General features: G+C 63.3%; 14 protein-coding genes. 6 read left to right on the plus strand and 8 right to left on the minus strand.

Annotation, left to right across the window (positions count from 1 at the left end; all coding sequences use genetic code 11):
- The first annotated feature begins 185 nt into the window (after positions 1-185).
- Both J8C05_RS06200 and J8C05_RS06205 read left to right on the plus strand, forming a co-directional pair.
- Positions 186-1,838, plus strand: coding sequence for a hypothetical protein (locus tag J8C05_RS06200; protein ID WP_211421406.1), 1,653 nt, complete (start codon positions 186-188; stop codon positions 1,836-1,838).
- Between the two features lie 147 nt (positions 1,839-1,985).
- A complete protein-coding gene (locus tag J8C05_RS06205; protein ID WP_211421407.1) occupies positions 1,986-3,995 on the plus strand; it encodes a M28 family metallopeptidase in 2,010 nt (669 codons plus the stop codon).
- A gap of 40 nt (positions 3,996-4,035) precedes the next feature.
- Here J8C05_RS06205 and J8C05_RS06210 read toward each other — a convergent pair whose 3' ends face one another.
- The 8 genes from J8C05_RS06210 to J8C05_RS06245 form a co-directional block, all read right to left on the minus strand.
- Positions 4,036-4,758, minus strand: a complete 723-nt coding sequence (locus J8C05_RS06210; protein WP_211421408.1) for a hypothetical protein — start codon at positions 4,756-4,758, stop codon at positions 4,036-4,038.
- A 92-nt stretch (positions 4,759-4,850) separates the two neighbouring features.
- A complete protein-coding gene (locus J8C05_RS06215; protein ID WP_211421409.1) occupies positions 4,851-6,047 on the minus strand; it encodes a DUF4785 family immunoglobulin-like domain-containing protein in 1,197 nt (398 codons plus the stop codon).
- A 60-nt stretch (positions 6,048-6,107) separates the two neighbouring features.
- A complete protein-coding gene (locus J8C05_RS06220; RefSeq protein WP_211421410.1) occupies positions 6,108-6,980 on the minus strand; it encodes an esterase/lipase family protein in 873 nt (290 codons plus the stop codon).
- Between the two features lie 280 nt (positions 6,981-7,260).
- Positions 7,261-8,046 (minus strand): DUF4388 domain-containing protein, encoded by a 786-nt coding sequence (locus tag J8C05_RS06225; RefSeq protein ID WP_211421411.1) that lies wholly within the window; start codon positions 8,044-8,046, stop codon positions 7,261-7,263.
- A gap of 91 nt (positions 8,047-8,137) precedes the next feature.
- A complete protein-coding gene (cutA, locus tag J8C05_RS06230) occupies positions 8,138-8,479 on the minus strand; it encodes a divalent-cation tolerance protein CutA (protein ID WP_246840666.1) in 342 nt (113 codons plus the stop codon).
- Between the two features lie 111 nt (positions 8,480-8,590).
- Entirely contained in the window at positions 8,591-9,607 is a 1,017-nt protein-coding gene (gene holA / locus J8C05_RS06235) for a DNA polymerase III subunit delta (protein WP_211421412.1), read from the minus strand.
- A 37-nt stretch (positions 9,608-9,644) separates the two neighbouring features.
- The gene (locus tag J8C05_RS06240) at positions 9,645-9,974 is read right to left on the minus strand and encodes an FxLYD domain-containing protein (RefSeq protein ID WP_058867526.1); all 330 of its coding nucleotides are present in this window, start codon (positions 9,972-9,974) and stop codon (positions 9,645-9,647) included.
- A gap of 19 nt (positions 9,975-9,993) precedes the next feature.
- Entirely contained in the window at positions 9,994-10,851 is an 858-nt protein-coding gene (locus tag J8C05_RS06245; RefSeq protein WP_211421413.1) for a uroporphyrinogen-III synthase, read from the minus strand.
- A gap of 84 nt (positions 10,852-10,935) precedes the next feature.
- Between J8C05_RS06245 and J8C05_RS06250 the strand changes: the two genes are divergently transcribed.
- The 4 genes from J8C05_RS06250 to tkt all read left to right on the plus strand — a co-directional run bounded on the left by J8C05_RS06250 (position 10,936) and on the right by tkt (position 15,809).
- Positions 10,936-11,910 carry a pyridoxal-phosphate dependent enzyme gene (locus J8C05_RS06250; RefSeq protein ID WP_211421414.1) on the plus strand — a complete coding sequence of 325 codons (975 nt, stop codon included), beginning with the start codon at positions 10,936-10,938 and terminating at the stop codon, positions 11,908-11,910.
- A 30-nt stretch (positions 11,911-11,940) separates the two neighbouring features.
- The gene (locus tag J8C05_RS06255; protein ID WP_211421415.1) at positions 11,941-12,954 is read left to right on the plus strand and encodes a hypothetical protein; all 1,014 of its coding nucleotides are present in this window, start codon (positions 11,941-11,943) and stop codon (positions 12,952-12,954) included.
- Between the two features lie 38 nt (positions 12,955-12,992).
- Positions 12,993-13,586 carry a class I SAM-dependent methyltransferase gene (locus J8C05_RS06260; RefSeq protein ID WP_211421416.1) on the plus strand — a complete coding sequence of 198 codons (594 nt, stop codon included), beginning with the start codon at positions 12,993-12,995 and terminating at the stop codon, positions 13,584-13,586.
- A 162-nt stretch (positions 13,587-13,748) separates the two neighbouring features.
- Entirely contained in the window at positions 13,749-15,809 is a 2,061-nt protein-coding gene (gene tkt / locus J8C05_RS06265) for a transketolase (RefSeq protein ID WP_211421417.1), read from the plus strand.
- The last annotated feature ends 308 nt before the right edge of the window (positions 15,810-16,117 follow it).

A 16,117-nucleotide genomic window follows, 5' to 3' on the forward strand; every position in this document is an offset into this window, starting at 1 on the left:
AGGCTAGGCTGGGGGCTGCATTCGCCTTACCTAATCTTGGAAATGCAAAAAACCGGCCGGGTTCGGTACGCACCACACAGCGCGCGTCACTTCGCCGCTGATGAAGGCGGTGGCTACTACCGCTCGTTCGGGTCTTCCACAATCAGGTGACGCGACCTCTGGTTGCCTTGCGCGGGGAACGAACCTTGAAACCGGCAGCCTTTCCGGCTCACGCTCAAACGCAGCAACGCCACGGCAGACGGGCTTACCTTTGGGTCTGGCTGCTGGTTGGCCTCGTCCTGACGGGTCGGGCACAGGCCGGCGAACCAACCAGTGCGGCGGAACTTCTTGCAGCCGCACAGTCTTCCCGCCAAGCTCATGCCTACGCCATAGCCGTCCGCTATGCTGAACAGGCCGCCCAGACCGGTGAGGGAGCCATTCAGGCCGACGCACTGGCTGAACTGGGGCTGATTTACCTCACGGCGGAATGCCTTGAACCGGCAACCAGGTATTTTCAGGAACTGTCCCACCGCTTCCCCGCAGATGCCCGCGGCCCAGCCGGGCTGGCCGCCGTTGCCCTGGCCGCGGGACAGCTCGATGACTGCGAGCAGCAACTGACCGACCTGCTGGCGCGGTATCCCGATGCGGTCAGTGTTCACATTCTGGGGGCGCGCCTGTTCATCGAGCGCAACCGGGCGGCGGAAGCGCGCCGCCATGCCGAGCGGGCCGTGGCGCTGGCGCCAAACCATCCTGAGTCGCTTGCCGTGCTCTGCGCGGTACGGGTCATGGAGCGCAAGCCCGGTGAAGTACGGCAACTGGCCGAGCGCATCCTCGAACTCCAACCTGACAACATCCGCGTGCGGCGCACCTATTCCCAGTACATCCGCAGCCGCAAAGCCCACCGGGTTCCCCTGCCGGCCGCCCGCGCGGCCTATGCTTCAGGACAGGCAGCGCGGCAACGGCAGGACGCCGAGAGCGCCGGTCGCTACTTCGATCAGGCGCTGGAGCATGACCCCACCTTCTTTGCGGCCCTGCTCAGCCGGACGGCACTGGCCCTGGAACGTGAAGAGCTTGACCGGGCAGAAGAACTCGCCCGGCGTGCCCTTGCACTCGATGCCGAGCACCCGCTGCCCCATTTGCAGTTGAGCCTCGTCAACCTGGCGCGCCACGAAGCCGCCGCCCGCGCTCTGGGCGCGCCGATTCCCCAGCTCACCTTCCACGATGCCCTGCCGGCTGGGGTGGTGCGGGATGAGCTGGAAGCCGTTTTCCCGAACTTTGAAACCCTGACGCCCGGCCAGCAGCAGATTGTACTGGCCACGATTGCGCCACTGGCGCATTTCCTCCCCAAACTGCGCCGGTGTGGCGCGCGGCACTGGATTTTGCCGCTTGACCGGCAGCTTGGCGATCTGCCGGGCTGTGAATCCCTGGCCGAGCGGACGACGTTCGACGGCCGCTACTACGGAAGCCTGCGCGGAGTGGGCGGCGTGGTGACGGTTTCCGGTATCGAAACGCTGCGGGCCGTCGAACACGGCGGCTTCAACACACTGGCGCATGAGTTCGCCCACCAGATTCATAGCTGTGCACTGGACGCCGCCACGCTCGAACGCATCGAGAAACTCTATGACGCCGCCGTGCGGGACGGGCATGCGCTGGACTACTATGCCGCTTCGGACAAGTTCGAGTATTTTGCCCAGGGCTACGAAGCCTATATCTCCACAGTCAAACGGCGGCCGGCCAGCCCCACGGCCGGACACACCCGCGAAGAACTCGCCCGCCGCGATCCCGGATTGTTTGCCCTGTTCGAGGAACTTGCCCAACGTGGTACGGTCAGCACAGGCACGACACCGCGCCGCCGCTAGCCTGCCGGTCCCTCGTGGCATCCACTTCCCGACATTTTCCGTGGCTCATCTCCCAGCACCATGCTTTTTTCGATTGTAACCTGTGGTTTACGGCCCCGTTTCCTTGTGACCTGCCTGGCGTGTGGCGCTTTGTTGGGTGGCCCGGTGGTGTTTCCTCTTCCGCACCACGCCGCCGCCGAAGTCCGCTCCGGGCTTTCCGCGCTTGAAAACCAGCTTCTTGCCGCGCCGGCGCCGGAACGCGCCCGCCAGACGCTGCGCACGCTGACGGCCAAGCCGCATCTGGCCGGCACGCCCGAAGATTACGCCACGGCGCTCTACGTCCGGGATGAACTCCAGCGCGCCGGTTTTGACGCGGAACTCGTCGAGTATGAGGTCTATCTGCCCCAGCCCAAGTCGCGGCGGGTGGAAATGACGGCCCCGACCAAATACCGCTGCACGTTGACCGAGCCGACGCTGCCCGACGATCCCGATTCCGCCTCGCCGCTGGCCGTACCGACCTTTGCGGCCTGGTCGCCTTCGGCCAAAGTCGAAGCCCCGGTGGTGTATGTCAACTACGGGCTTCCACGCGACTACGAAGTGCTCGAAAAGCTGGGCGTCAGTGTCCAAGGCAAGATTGCCCTCGTGCGCTACGGTGAGTGCTACCGGGGCGTCAAGGCCCAGGTGGCCCAGGAAAAAGGTGCCGTCGGGCTGCTGGTCTATTCCGATCCCAAGGACGACGGCTACGTACAGGGCAAGACCTACCCCGACGGGCCCTGGCGCACGGACAACTGCGTACAGCGTGGCAGTTACCGCGCCTTCACCCAGCCGCCCGGCGATCCGCTGACGCCGGGCCGTCCGGCCAAGAAAGGCACGTCGCGCCTGGCCCCCAAAGATGCCGGACTGCCCCGGATTCCCATCCAGCCGCTGTCCTACCGCGATGCCCTGCCCATTCTGGAAAGTCTGCGGGGGCCGGCCGCGCCCAAGGACTGGATTGGCGGGCTGCCGATTGAGTACCGCATCGGCAACGGGGAGACGCGCGTCCGCATGGCGCTTACCATGGACTACCGCCTGCGTACCATCTGGAACGTCATCGGGACGCTCACCGGGCGCGACCATCCCGACGAGTGGATTCTGCTCGGCAACCACCGGGACGCCTGGGTTTACGGCGCGGTTGATCCGTCGAGCGGCACCACGGCCATGCTCGAAGTGGCCCGGGCCTTTGGCGAGTTGCGGAAAACCGGCTGGCAGCCCCGCCGGACCCTCAAGCTCTGTAGCTGGGATGCTGAAGAATACGGCCTCATCGGCTCAACGGAATGGGTTGAAGAGCACCTGACCGAACTCCGTGAAAAAGCCGTCTGCTACCTCAACGTGGACAGCGCCGTAAGCGGCGACAACTTCCGCGCCAGCGCCGTGCCGAGCCTGTGGTCCTTCGCGAAATCCGTCCTGCGGGATGTCCCGGACGCCAGCGGAACGCGCAGCCTCTATGACAACTGGCGCGCCCAGGACCAGAAGGCGTCCGAAGTGCGCTTCGGCAAGCTGGGCAGCGGGTCGGACTACGCGCCTTTTCTCCAGCTTGCCGGCATTGCCTGCCTGGACATGGCTTCGACCGGCAGCTACGGCGTCTATCATTCGACCTACGACAGCTTTCGCTGGATGGAAAAGTTTGGCGATCCGACCTTCAGCCGCCATGCCGCCATGGCCCGGGGATGGGCGCTGCTGGCGTTCCGGTTGGCGGAATCCCCCCGGACGGAACTCAACCTGCTGGATTACGCCCGTGAAATCGAACGCCTGGCCCGGGAACTGGCCCAGGAGCACCCCCAACTCGACGCCACGGCGCTGCTCGATGCCGCCCGTGACCTGACCATTGCGGCGGAAGCCTTTGAAACCGAGCCGGATACCCAGGCAACGCTTGCCACCCGCAATCGCCTGCGCCGCCGGTTTGAAGGCTTTTTGCTTGCTCCAGAAGGACTTCCCAAACGCTACGACGCGCGCCACGTCATCTATGCGCCGGGGGTGTTTTCGGGCTACGGCGCGGAGGTGTTCTCCGGGGTACGCTACGCGCTCACCCGCAACGATGCCGCCGATGTGGCGCGGGCGATGGAACAGGTCGTCGCGTCCCTGAACAAAGCCACCCGGACCCTGCAGGGTCACACGTCCGGCGAAAAAGACGCACGGTAGGGGCGGTTGACCAACGGTAGGGGCGGTTGACCAACCGCCCCTACCAACGTTCCAATTCACCCGGCACCGGACGGTCGGTTATCCCCAGGAACGCTTCCAGTTGCTGTTCGACGAACAGGGCCTGCTCGGGCGCTTCCAGACCATACATCAGTTTGACTTCCCGCCCCTGACGAAGCTGCGCCCACACGCTATAGACCTCACGCCGGGAGTGTTGTTTTCCCACCGACACCCGCCGGACAAAGAGTTGGGTGATGTCAGCCGTGCGTAGTGGCGGTGGCTGAAACCAGGGCAGTGGCGCGTGCACCACCGTCAGATGCCCCTGTTTGACGGTGATGGTTGTCGTGTTGAGAAAACCTGCCAGCGTGATGTAGGACAGAAACAAACCGATGCCAATCTGGAGCAGGCTGAGAAACCAGAGTCCGGGACCCGCCGGGGGCAGTTGGTGGGCTCTGGTGAGCCACATCACCAGGAAACCAAACCAGAACAAACAAAGAAACAGGAGCAGGAACGAAGTTGCGGAAAACCAGTGGTAAACGATGCGCAGTTCCTGCGTCGTCGGCTGGATGTCCCAGCCCACCGGCAACGCCACCTGCGGTCGGAAGCCGGCAGCGGCCACCGGATGGCGTGGCGCGCCCGGCTGGTGACGATCAAGCCGGATGAGCGTTTGACACCGGCGACAAAAGGCTATCCCCTGGGATTGGCTCAGGTCTTCCGGGGGAAACGGCGTGCGGCATACGTGGCAATTGAGGTGGGGGGCGGACATGCGGTTTCCATTCTGGCCAGGCCCGAAACAAAAAAGGCGCGCCGGAGAGACGACGCGCCCAAAGCAAAACGGCTTTTCAGGAGAAATCCCGCTTACTGCAACGCCTGCTCAAGAGCATAAGTTCCAATTCTTGTCGGGCTTTTGACGCCCGGAAACTCGGTCACGTCGGTCAGTTCGAGGTCCCGCAGGAGTAACTTCCCGGATGCCAGAACGCGACGGTCAAAACGCAGGGTCAGGATGTGCCGGCCCACGGCCGCTTCGGCAGCCGCCTGCGCCCAGGCAACCGGTTTCCCGTCCGAGGTCACGAGATTGGCGCGGGCATGGAAGCGCCCGGCCCGGGTGACGACATACTCCAGGTCAACTTCCAGCCCCTGGTCGGTCAGACGCTCACCCACAATGCGCATGAGGCGTCCACCGGCCACACCGCTGGCAATTTCGAGCAGTCCCGTCCGCCTGAAAGGCATTCCGGCGGCCGTCACCCCTTCCACATCGAGGATGACCTTGCCAAACCGGCCAAGCTGGAGAGGCCGGATTTTGAGGCCGAAGTCCCCATCGCCCAGCCCCGTCATGGCACGCTCCAGCACCAGCGTCCCATTTTCGTGATAAATGCGCGCCGTGGCCCGTACCTTTTCCACCGGCTTGCCACCTTCCCGCACCTGGGCGTGAATTTCGGTCGTCTGGCGGGCATCCACGAGGTTGTCGGTCAGCCAGCTATGCAGCACGAGGTCATTGTCGTCGTTGACGACGACGGTTGCGCGGGGCGCGGCCGCCTTGGCGTCATCACCGCGTTCACGGCCTTCGAGGCGCAGGCGGTAGATTCCGGGCTGGGTGGCAAGTTCGCGCGGCGTCGCTTCCACCTTGCCGTGGGGTGCTTCTTCGGCCCGTGAGAGGGCCGTACCGGGGTCAACGTCACGCGGGACGGACTCCATCGGAAGGCGCCCCCCGGTGGGTGTCAGCAGCGTCGTCTGCGCCGTTTCATCCTCCACAAACACCCCGATGTGGGCATGGCTGCCCGTGACCGGCAGGGTGACTTCTCCGGCGACACCTTCCAGGACGTACCGGGTCGAAAACGTTTCCGTGCAGGAAGCCGAAAGCGCCAGGTCTTCGGCCGTCAGCCGGCCGCAGTCCGGTGAAGGGCTTTCGAGCGTGGTCGTCGTCAGCGCCGAGACCGGCACCGGATGATCCACGTCCACTTCACTCTGCGCCGGCAGCGAAGCTCCGATGCCCAACCCGACGGCGACTCCGGCCGCCGCCAAACCAACCATCCATCCGCGTCCTGTCAGTGCCATTGTCGTATAACCTCCCTACCCGGCGGATTGTGCTGCATTGCCCCATCAGCGCCATGTGGCTCAGTAGCCATACCGGGCAATGTCCTCTCCCAGTCGGCGGTAGCTGTTGCGGCGGTTGTAGTGGTGATTGGCGACGGTGTTGTACCACCGGCCGCCCGGCGCTTTCGTGTGGTGGGCGCTGTATTCGGCCACCATGCCGTCATCTTCGCCGGGCAGTCCGGCCAGGCCGGAGAGCGTGGCCAACCCAACACACTCCAAGCAAAGGTCATTCCACAGGCCCGTGCCGGCCACGGTGAAAATCGCCTTGCTCCGCAGGCTGTCGCGCATCCAGTTGGCATTGGCCGTACGGAAATGGGCCGTCGTCAGCGCCTGGGTCGAAGGCGAATTGTTGTCCAGCAGGCTGACCAGCCAGGCGGTCATCCAGGAGCCGCTCAGCGAGCCGGCCAGGTCAGCGGCTTCCGAACCGGCATTTGGTGGCGCATAGGACAGCACATGCCGCGTGTGGGTCTGGATACGGTTGAAGTTGGCGCCCCGGTAGTTGTAGTACGGGTCGGACGGGTCGGCATTGCACAGGATGAAGCGCATCACCACGCCGCCCATGCTGTGCGTCACGAAGACGAGGTTGCGCCGGCCGTTGGTGATGAACTGGTTGATCTGCGCGGCCACATCCACGGCGCAGTCCCAGTAGTGCTTGCGCCCGTCGTAGAACACAACCTCGTACGGAACGGTGTAGTTGCGCGTTGCCGCCCGGATCATGTCCGGCGTCCAGTAGTTGTTGATGACCTTCGTGCGGCTGTCGGTGGACACGCCATCGGATTTTCCATGGACGAACACGAGCGTCGTCTGGGCCATCGCACTCGTGCCACAGCCAAGCCAGAGACCAAACCACATCACTGCCAGACCGAGCCACGTCCATCGCGGGTTGCGCATCATTGCCGTCTCTCCAAGCCAGGGATGAATGACTGTTCATTCAAGAGGAGCAAATGACGTGCCACCCGCCAGACCGCGCCACCACGTCCGGCCGCACGGCGATATAAAGGCGTAAATCGTTATGACACAACAATTTGCCAAAAAAGCACGGAGACCGTGGCCAGCCCATCTGTCAACCGGCTAGACGGCAGCACACTTGACAACGTCAACCGCCTTGACACCTCCCGGCGGCAGGCAATGGCCGCTGGCACGCTGCCAAACCCAGTGGGCTTCCGTGTGGGCTTCAGTGAATGTGGGTTCCGGCGCTGCCAGTGTCATCGAGGGGAATCTCGATGACGTTTTCGCCCATGGCGCGCTCTTCGTCCAGTTCGCGCAGAATGTCCAGAATCAGGCTGGTGTTGCTCGTGGTCTGAATGTTTTGCTTGTACTCGACGGCAGATTTTTCAACCTCGAAGTACCCCGAAGTGAGTTCGGCGAACTTCTTGAGCGCCGGAATGCCACGCAACATGTCGGTCGAGGCGTCGGCAATGAGACCGTCGTTGAAGTAGAGCTTCCCGATGAGTCCCGGCGACTGAATCGAAATGAAGCCGGTGATGCGGCTGTTTTCAATGACCTGGATGATGTCGAACAGGCTGAAACAGCTCAGGTCGCCGCTCAGCAGCGCACGCCCCCGCGCGGCGTAGTAACTCGACGCCGCCAGATTTTGCGGCGCCGGCTGGGGAGCACCCATCTGCCGCGGATGCCGTTCGATGTCCTTGAGCGCATTCAGGCGCGAGGTGATCGAAAGCTGCGGGTTGAGACGCTTGGCGTTGAGAAGCGCCGAGTTGGCCTGCTCCAGCTTCCCGGCCTCGATGTACAGGCTGGACAGCGACAGAAGGTGCTCGATGGCTTTTTGCCGCCACCCCTGCTCGATGGCGATGCTGCACGCACGTTCCCGGAGTTCGATGTTTTTGGGCGACACACCAATCGCCGTTTCCAACAACGACAGTGCGCGGTCGAACATGCGGTACTTGGTCAGCAGTTCGACATCCACCAGGACTTCTTTGATGTCAGCCAGATTGGTTGGCATGTTGGTTCCTCTCGTCACCGTTTTCCAAAAACAAAACCCCAGTGCCTTGCCATCGTCAAAGACGAAGCTTCAAGACAGCGCCGGACTGGTGTCACTCAGCCGGACCCGGCGTGCACTGCTGCTCAACCCAGGCAGCGTAAGCTGCGGACACCGCACAGCCTGGCAGCGCCAGAACCTCCGGCGTGGTGTATGTGTGCTGCTCCCGCAGGACGGCCTCCAGCGCCGGATAGCGTGCCGGCGTCGTCTTAATGACGAGCAGGTACTCGGCCTCTTCCCGTTCGGCACCTTCCCACACATAGACCGAGGTCACCCCCGGTACGATGTTGACACAGGCGGCATATCCGCCACGAACGACCGTCCGGGCCAGCGCGCGCGCTGACTCGGCAGTGTCCGTCGTCACCAACACGACCCACACATCTGCGGTATGCGGCACAGGATGTTCCACCCTACAATTGCTGCTGTTACAGCTTTTTCCGACGACGCCGCCGAGTATAGCAAAGCAAACTGGATTATTACACCCCGGATTTGCCGAAAAAAAATGCGGTTAACGTGGAGAAACCGCTGTCTCCGCCGCCAGCAGTTCACACAGGAAGAGTTCAAGCAGCAGTCGCGGCGAGGCATAGCCCCGTTTCAGGGCATCATCTACGAACTGGAGGCGGACGAGCCCCTGCCGCAGCCGGGCAGCCGACTGCTTGCGGACAGCGCCCAGAAAGACATTCAACCGGTGGGGCGGCAGGCGCAACTCCCGGAGCAGGGTTTCACGGGGGGTATTGACCGCCATGAGGTCATGCGCCAGCAGCATCTGGCGGAGTTGCCAGGCCAGCAACCCCACCAGCGCCACCGGCTCCTCCCCCCGGCTGAGCAGCCGATGCAGCAGGCGCAGGGCGCGGGGGGCCTCCCCCTGCCAGAGGGCTTCCGCCAGCAGAAAATTGTCTTCGTGCGGCGACCGGACGACCAGCGCGGCAACGACTTCGGGCCCGATGCGCCCGCCCGGGCCGACGTAGTTCATCAGTTTTTCGGCTTCCTGTGTCAGCCGCGCCAGGTCGCACCCGACAGCGCCGATGAGAGGCCCCAGTGCCTCCGGCGACCACTCGAACCCCTGCCGTCGCCCGTAAGCCAGAATCCACTTGCGGGCCTCTTCGGGCGTCAGCGGTGCACATTCGATGACCGTTGCCGCCTTGAGCAGGACCGTCACCGACGTACGGCGCTTGTCGAGCGTCCCGGCGCAGAATACAAGGGTCGTGGTAGGGACCGGCTGGCGGACGTAATCTTTCAGCAGCTCGACTTCCGCTTCGCTCAGCTTCTCGAAGTTCCGGGCCACCACCAGTCGCCGCGCCGGCGGCAGGGGCAACTCCCGTGCCACGGCCAGCACCCGCCGCAGCGTGTCCCGCTCGACATCGTGTTCGGAATAGTTGAAGTCCCGCAGGCCACCTTCCGGGATCAGCCGGTGCAGCAACGCCTCGATACAGTCCCGCTGAAGCCAAGTGTCCTCTCCGGTGAGGACATACAGCGGGGCTGGCTCGGTCGTGGGCAGACGCTCCAGAAATTCGGTGGCTTTCATGGCCCGGCGGGGATGTGGCTCCGTTGGGGGATGACCGTCAGGTGGAAGCCAACACGCGCACGAGGGCGGCGCTCGTCGAGCAGTCGGGAATCAGCACTTCGATGGCAATTTCCTCGCCGCCCTGAATGGACTTGACGCCGGCCGCCGTGACTTCCTCGCGCAACAGCGTTCCAAACCGGTCGTGGACGGTAAAATACAGATAGGGCGTCTGCAAACGGGTCAGTCCCGTGTTGATGACCGTCCCGGTAATGCGGACATCGCCGGATTCCAGCCGCCGGGCAAAGCAGGTCTCCACCCGTACAGCATAGTTGGGAATGTTCTGGACATCGGTTTCCAGGTCTTGTTCGAGGAGGAGCGGCGTCGGCATGAGCGGTTCTCCTTTGGAATCAGGTACCGGTTGGTTCCTCTGGTGGGAGTGCCTCCGGTTGGGACGCAAAATAGGCGGCAATGGCCTCGGCCAGAGCCGGCAGAGTGGCTTCCGGCGGCTCAATGGCCACGTCGAGACCCAGGTCCCGCACGGCCTGGCTGGTTACGGGGCCAATGCAGGCCACATTGGTCTTTGCCAGCAATGCACCTGGCGCGATATTCGGAAAAGCCTCGGCCATCTGAAGCGCCGCCGAGGGACTGGCAAAGGTCACCACATCGAACGCGCCGGATTGCAGACGCGCCTGCCACAGCGCCGGATCAACATCGGCGCGCACCGTCTGATAGGCTTCGACCACCTCCAGGGTCACGCCCAGCGCCGTCAACGCCTCGGCAAGCACCTCGCGCGCCATCCGGGCACGTGGCTGTAGCACCCGCAATCCGGCAACCTGCCCCCCATGAAAGGTGACAAAGCTTTCCACGACGCCTTCCGCATTGAAGTGCTCCGGCACAAGGTCAACTTCCAGCCCGGCATCGCGTACCACCCCGGCCGTGGCTTTGCCGATGGCGCACACCCGCAGCCCGGCAAGCAGCCCGGGGCCGTCGCCATGAAACGCCAGGCGGTTCAGAAAAAACTTCACGGCATTGGCGCTCGTGAAAAAAATCCAGTCGTAGTGGCGGGCCGTTCCGGCTTTCTGCTCCCGCAGCCGCTGCAATGCGGTATCCACGGCCTGCCAGCTCACCGGGTCAGTCACAGCAATCGTGGGCAAAGCCGTCACCTGCGCGCCGTACTGTTCCAGCAACGCCACGAACGCCGCCGCCTGATGGGCGGCGCGGGTGACCAGAATGTGCTTACCGTGAAGTGGACGTGTCTGCGTCATGGCCTTTCTGCTTACCTTCAACATACTCCCAAAGATGGACTGGGAAATAGCAAAAGCTGGACTGGTGTGCGATACTTGCCCGTTATGACGAAGCCCGATGACCTGACGCTGGCGGATGTCGTCGCCGCCCAGCATCGTCTTGCCTCCCACATTCACCGTACTCCGGTTTTGACCTCGCGGACACTGGATGCCCGGGTGGGGCAGCGTGTGTTGCTCAAGGCTGAAAACTTTCAGCGGGGTGGCTCCTTCAAAGTCCGTGGGGCGACAAACTGCCTGGCGATGTTGCCGCCCGAAGTTCGCGCGCGGGGCGTTGTGGCCTTTTCCTCCGGCAACCACGCCCAGGGCGTGGCGCTGGCGGCCCGGACGTTTGGTGCGCCCGCCACCATCGTCATGCCCACCGATGCGCCGGCGGCCAAAGTCGCGGCCACCCGTGGCTATGGCGCCCGGATCACCACTTATGACCGCCAGCGCGATGACCGTGAGGCCATAGCCTGCCAACTGGCGGAAGCAACCGGCGCGACGGTCATTCCACCTTATGACCACTATGCCATCATGGCCGGCCAGGGAACGGCCGCGCTTGAACTGCTGACCGAAGCAGGACCGCTCGATGCCCTGCTCGTTCCGGTGGGCGGCGGCGGGCTGCTGGCCGGATGCGCCACGGTGGCCACAGCCTGGTCGCCGAACCTTGCGGTCTATGGCGTCGAAGCCGAACTCGCCAACGACACCTACCTGTCCTTTCGGGCCGGTCAACGGCTGACCATCCCCCCGCCGGCAACCATCGCCGACGGCATGCGCAATCTCACGCCGGGTCGCCTGACCTTCCCCATTCTCCAGCGTACAGTGACGGACATCCTGCTCGTGGCGGAGGATGAGATTCGCGCGGCCGTGGCGTTTCTCCTCACCCGGCTGAAGGTGCTCGTCGAACCCACCGGCGCGGTGGGCGTGGCCGCGCTGCTGGCAGGTAAAGTTCCCGTGCAGGGCGGACGGGTTGGGGTTATCCTTTCCGGCGGCAATGTGGATGCCGTCCAACTGGCAGACTGCCTGAACCAATGCGATTGATTCTGTCTTCGTGAGGAAGCTCGGCAAACGATGGATGAGCAATTTCCGTACATGGCGGACGGATTGGCGTACCTGGCACAAGTGGAGAACCTCCGGCAGTCATCCCCACAATCCCCGTACCTGAGCCAACCCGATGTCATCGAAAGTTACCAGCGGTGGCAAAACTACTTTCAGACCGTACTCGTTACGCCGGCCGTTCATCTGGCCTTTCTCAGCTATCTGGGGAAACTGCCGCGCCCGGATTTGGTCAACTACCTGCGGCAACACTTCCCACTCACCAGCGGCCAGACCAGCAGCCCAGGTGCAGCCGATAGCGGAGGGCGCTCCGGCACGCCCACCACGCCGCCGGGGATGCCCGACAGTGGCGGCGTCATTCCCCTTGACCGGCTGATTGAGGAATACCGACGCGAGCAGATCGCCCGGCAGCAGGCGGCTGCGCCGGGAAGCCACACCGACGAAGAAGACCTGGAGATTGAGCGTAGCCTGACGCCCGACCGGCCGATCATCAACCTCGTCCACCTCTCAAAGGAAGAGCTGCTGGCGCGCGTCGAGCGCCTCGAACAGGACAACCGCAGCCTGCGCCGCCGCCTCCAGGTCAAGCTCGGCCGGCGGGATGTCAGCGAACTCGAAGCGGTCGTGGCTGAGTATGAGCGGCGGATGCGCGAGGCCGAGCAGCAGCTTGACGAACTGCGCCGTACCACCCAGGACAGTGGCAAATTCAGCGCAGAAGACATATCCGTACCGCCTGATGCCACCAATCCCGAAGCCGAACGCCAGAAACTGGAGAAGAAATACCAGAAGACGCTGGCCGAAGTGGCCATCCTCGCCCAAGGCATGCTCAACCACCTGACGACGTTCCTCAATGACAAAGCCTGCATGGTGGGCCCCGGCGAGCAGTTCGACATCGTCATCAAATTCCCGGAAATGCAGGCGCCAGTCGTCCAGATGATTCGCAAGCTCAAGCAAATCGAAGACCTCAGCAAGCGGCGGTGCGGGATTCCCGAACTCAACGAACTGGTTGATCAGCTCTTTGGCTCCCACTAGTTTTGGCTCCCACTGGTTGCCGCCACGGATTCCGTGCCATGGGCAGGTTTGCCGACAACTACGACAACTGCATGCGGCCGCTGGAGCGGCGGTTTTTGGAAGTGCGGCGGCAACGACTCATCCCCCGGGCCGTGGGCGACGTTCTCGAAATTGGCGGCGGGACTGGCGCCAATCTGCCGTTCTATGCGGCAGTCACATCACTGGTGTTCACGGACCCGGACCCGGCCATGCTGTGGATAGCCGCCACCAAGCCACGGCCGCCCCAGCTTGCCGTCACCTTTCTCGAAGCCACAGCCGAGGCGCTCCCCTTCCCGGCGGCCAGTTTCGATACGGTTGTCACGACCCTTGTCCTGTGCAGCGTCCGTCATCCCGGGCAGGCGCTGGCTGAAATCCGCCGGGTGCTGCGTCCCGGCGGCCGCTTTCTGGCGCTGGAACACATCCGCCCCCGGGGCTGGTTGGGCTACCTGGCGGATGCCCTGACCCCGCTCCAGAAGCGGCTCGCGGCCGGATGCCACCTCAACCGCCAGACCCACCGGGACATTCGCCAGGCAGGTTTCAGCATTCACCGCGAGCAGCTTTCCATCCTCGACATCCTTGCCGAAATCGAGGCCGTTGCGGATGAAAACCGGTGACGCCCTCCGAACCACTACGCTTTGGCGGTGTTGCCCCCTGGACACTCTCCATCCTGTGACTTGCCTTTATGGATGTCGTTCGCCACGATAGGCGCGACCGGCTTCCCATTCGCTTTGCCCTGACCACAACGGTTCCCGCCTCCTCCGGCAGAAAGGCCCCCCATGACACAATCCATAGAAACTCTGGCCATCAACACGATTCGGACGCTCTCGATGGATGCTGTCCAGGCCGCCCACTCCGGCCATCCGGGAACGCCCATGGCCATGGCCCCGGTGGCTTACACCCTGTGGAACGACTTTCTCCGCTTCGACCCGGAAGACCCCATCTGGCCCAACCGCGACCGCTTCGTGCTCTCCATGGGGCATGCTTCGATGCTGCTCTATTCACTGCTGCATCTGACGGAAACCAAAGCCGTCAACGCCAAATATGAGACCACCGGGGCTCCTTCGGTCAGTCTCGACGACATCAAAAAGTTCCGGCAGCTCGACAGCAAATGCCCCGGCCATCCTGAATACCGGTGGACTTCGGGCGTTGAAACCACGACCGGGCCGCTCGGTCAGGGCGTGGCCACAAGCGTTGGCATGGCGATTGCCGCCAAATGGTTAGGCCGCTATTTCAACCGCCCCGGCTTCGAGATGTTCGACTTCCGGGTGTATGCCCTGTGCGGGGATGGCTGCCTGATGGAAGGCATCTCCCAGGAAGCCCTCTCGCTGGCCGGACACCTCAAGCTGTCCAACCTGTGCTGGATTTACGACAACAACAACATCACCATCGAGGGACACACCGACTGGGCCTTCAGTGAGGATGTTGCCACCCGCTTCATTGCCTGCGGCTGGAATGTCACGCGGGTTGGAGACGCCAACGATACGGACATGCTCCGCCGCGCCATGACGACGGCCCAGCGGGAACGCGAGCGCCCAACGCTCATCATCGTGGACAGCCACATCGCCTGGGGCGCACCCAACAAACAGGACACCCACGCGGCCCACGGTGAACCGCTCGGAGAAGAGGAAATCCGCCTGACGAAACGCAACTACGGCTGGCCCGAAGATGCACACTTCCTCGTCCCCGAAGCAGTGCGCCAGCACTTCCGGGAAGGGATCGGGCAGCGTGGGCGTGAACTGCGTCAGGCCTGGATGGCCCGCTTTGAAGCCTACCGGGAAACCTACCCGGAACTCGCCGACCAGATGCTCAAAATCCAGAAGCGGGAACTGCCGGAGGGCTGGGATGCCGATATTCCGGTGTTTCCCCCGGACGTCAAGGGCATCGCCGGACGCGATGCTTCGGCCCGTGTTCTCAACGCCATTGCTGCGAATTTTCCGTGGCTCATCGGCGGCTCGGCCGACCTGGCGCCCTCGACCAAAACCCGTCTCGTCTTTGAAGGCGCCGGGGACTTCCTGGCTGACAACTACGGCGGACGCAACTTTCACTTCGGCGTTCGGGAGCACGCCATGAGCGCCATTCTCAACGGCATGTCTCTGGCCAAGGTGCGCCCCTACGGCTCCGGCTTCCTCATCTTTTCAGACTACGCCCGGCCGGCCATTCGCCTCAGCGCCCTCATGGAGCTGCCCACCATTCACATCTTCACGCACGACTCGATTGGCGTTGGTGAAGACGGGCCGACCCACCAGCCCATCGAGCAGCTTGCCGGACTGCGCTCCATTCCGGGGCTGCACGTCTTTCGCCCGGCCGATGCCAACGAAGTGGCGGAGTGCTGGAAAATCATCCTCCGCCTCAAGCATGAACCCGCCGTCCTCGTGCTGAGCCGCCAGCCCATTCCAACGCTCGACCGCAGTATTTATGCCAGCGCCGAGCTGGCCCGCTTCGGGGCCTACGTCCTCGCCGACAGTGCGCCCGGGACGACCCCACAGGTGCTGCTGCTGGCAACCGGCTCGGAAGTCGCCCTCTGTGTGGCCGCTTATGAACGCCTGATGGCCGAGGGCTACCAGGCGCGGGTCATCAGCATGCCCTGCTGGTCACTGTTTGAGCACCACAGCGAGGAGTATCACGAATCCGTCCTGCCCTCGCAGGTACGGGCGCGGGTGGCCGTTGAGCTGGCCTCGACCTTCGGTTGGGGGCGCTATGTCACCCACCAGCGCCAGATCATCGGCATGAAGACCTTTGGCGCCAGCGCCCCGCTCAAGGAAGTGGCGAAGAAGTTTGGTTTCACGGTGGAAGCCGTCGTCGAAGCCGCCAAGCGTGAAATCGAAGCCTGCCGGTAAAAGGCAAATCACTCCGGCACACCGGAAAAAGCATCCATCGGATGGAGACCACTTCTGAAAAACACCCCGGCAAAAAACCGGGGTGTTTTTTTGATCTCTCATCCCGCCCACTTCACTCAAGAACTAGCTTGAACCCTGGCGCAGCCCGTGCTGATGTGTCTCCAAATCCAAAAATCCACAACAACTTATTGCCGTTTTCATCAGCCTTTTTCGATCTCCCGACCTCAACGTTTTCTCACATGTTCACGGAATTCACAGGTAATGGTTGAAGTGCGCCAAGGCGATACGGCCAGCAGGGCTTCCCGCCA

The sequence above is a fragment of the Chloracidobacterium sp. N genome (genome assembly GCF_018304765.1).
Lineage (GTDB): Bacteria > Acidobacteriota > Blastocatellia > Chloracidobacteriales > Chloracidobacteriaceae > Chloracidobacterium > Chloracidobacterium aggregatum.

Coding starts and splice junctions, on each gene's coding strand:
- J8C05_RS06210 (WP_211421408.1), bottom strand. CDS start 4,758: ATGTCCGCCCCCCACCTCAATTGCCACGTATGCCGCACGCCGTTTCCC.
- J8C05_RS06215 (WP_211421409.1), bottom strand. CDS start 6,047: ATGGCACTGACAGGACGCGGATGGATGGTTGGTTTGGCGGCGGCCGGA.
- J8C05_RS06220 (WP_211421410.1), bottom strand. CDS start 6,980: ATGATGCGCAACCCGCGATGGACGTGGCTCGGTCTGGCAGTGATGTGG.
- J8C05_RS06225 (WP_211421411.1), bottom strand. CDS start 8,046: ATGCCAACCAATCTGGCTGACATCAAAGAAGTCCTGGTGGATGTCGAA.
- holA (WP_211421412.1), bottom strand. CDS start 9,607: ATGAAAGCCACCGAATTTCTGGAGCGTCTGCCCACGACCGAGCCAGCC.
- J8C05_RS06240 (WP_058867526.1), bottom strand. CDS start 9,974: ATGCCGACGCCGCTCCTCCTCGAACAAGACCTGGAAACCGATGTCCAG.
- J8C05_RS06245 (WP_211421413.1), bottom strand. CDS start 10,851: ATGACGCAGACACGTCCACTTCACGGTAAGCACATTCTGGTCACCCGC.
- J8C05_RS06250 (WP_211421414.1), top strand. CDS start 10,936: ATGACGAAGCCCGATGACCTGACGCTGGCGGATGTCGTCGCCGCCCAG.
- J8C05_RS06255 (WP_211421415.1), top strand. CDS start 11,941: ATGGATGAGCAATTTCCGTACATGGCGGACGGATTGGCGTACCTGGCA.
- J8C05_RS06260 (WP_211421416.1), top strand. CDS start 12,993: ATGGGCAGGTTTGCCGACAACTACGACAACTGCATGCGGCCGCTGGAG.
- tkt (WP_211421417.1), top strand. CDS start 13,749: ATGACACAATCCATAGAAACTCTGGCCATCAACACGATTCGGACGCTC.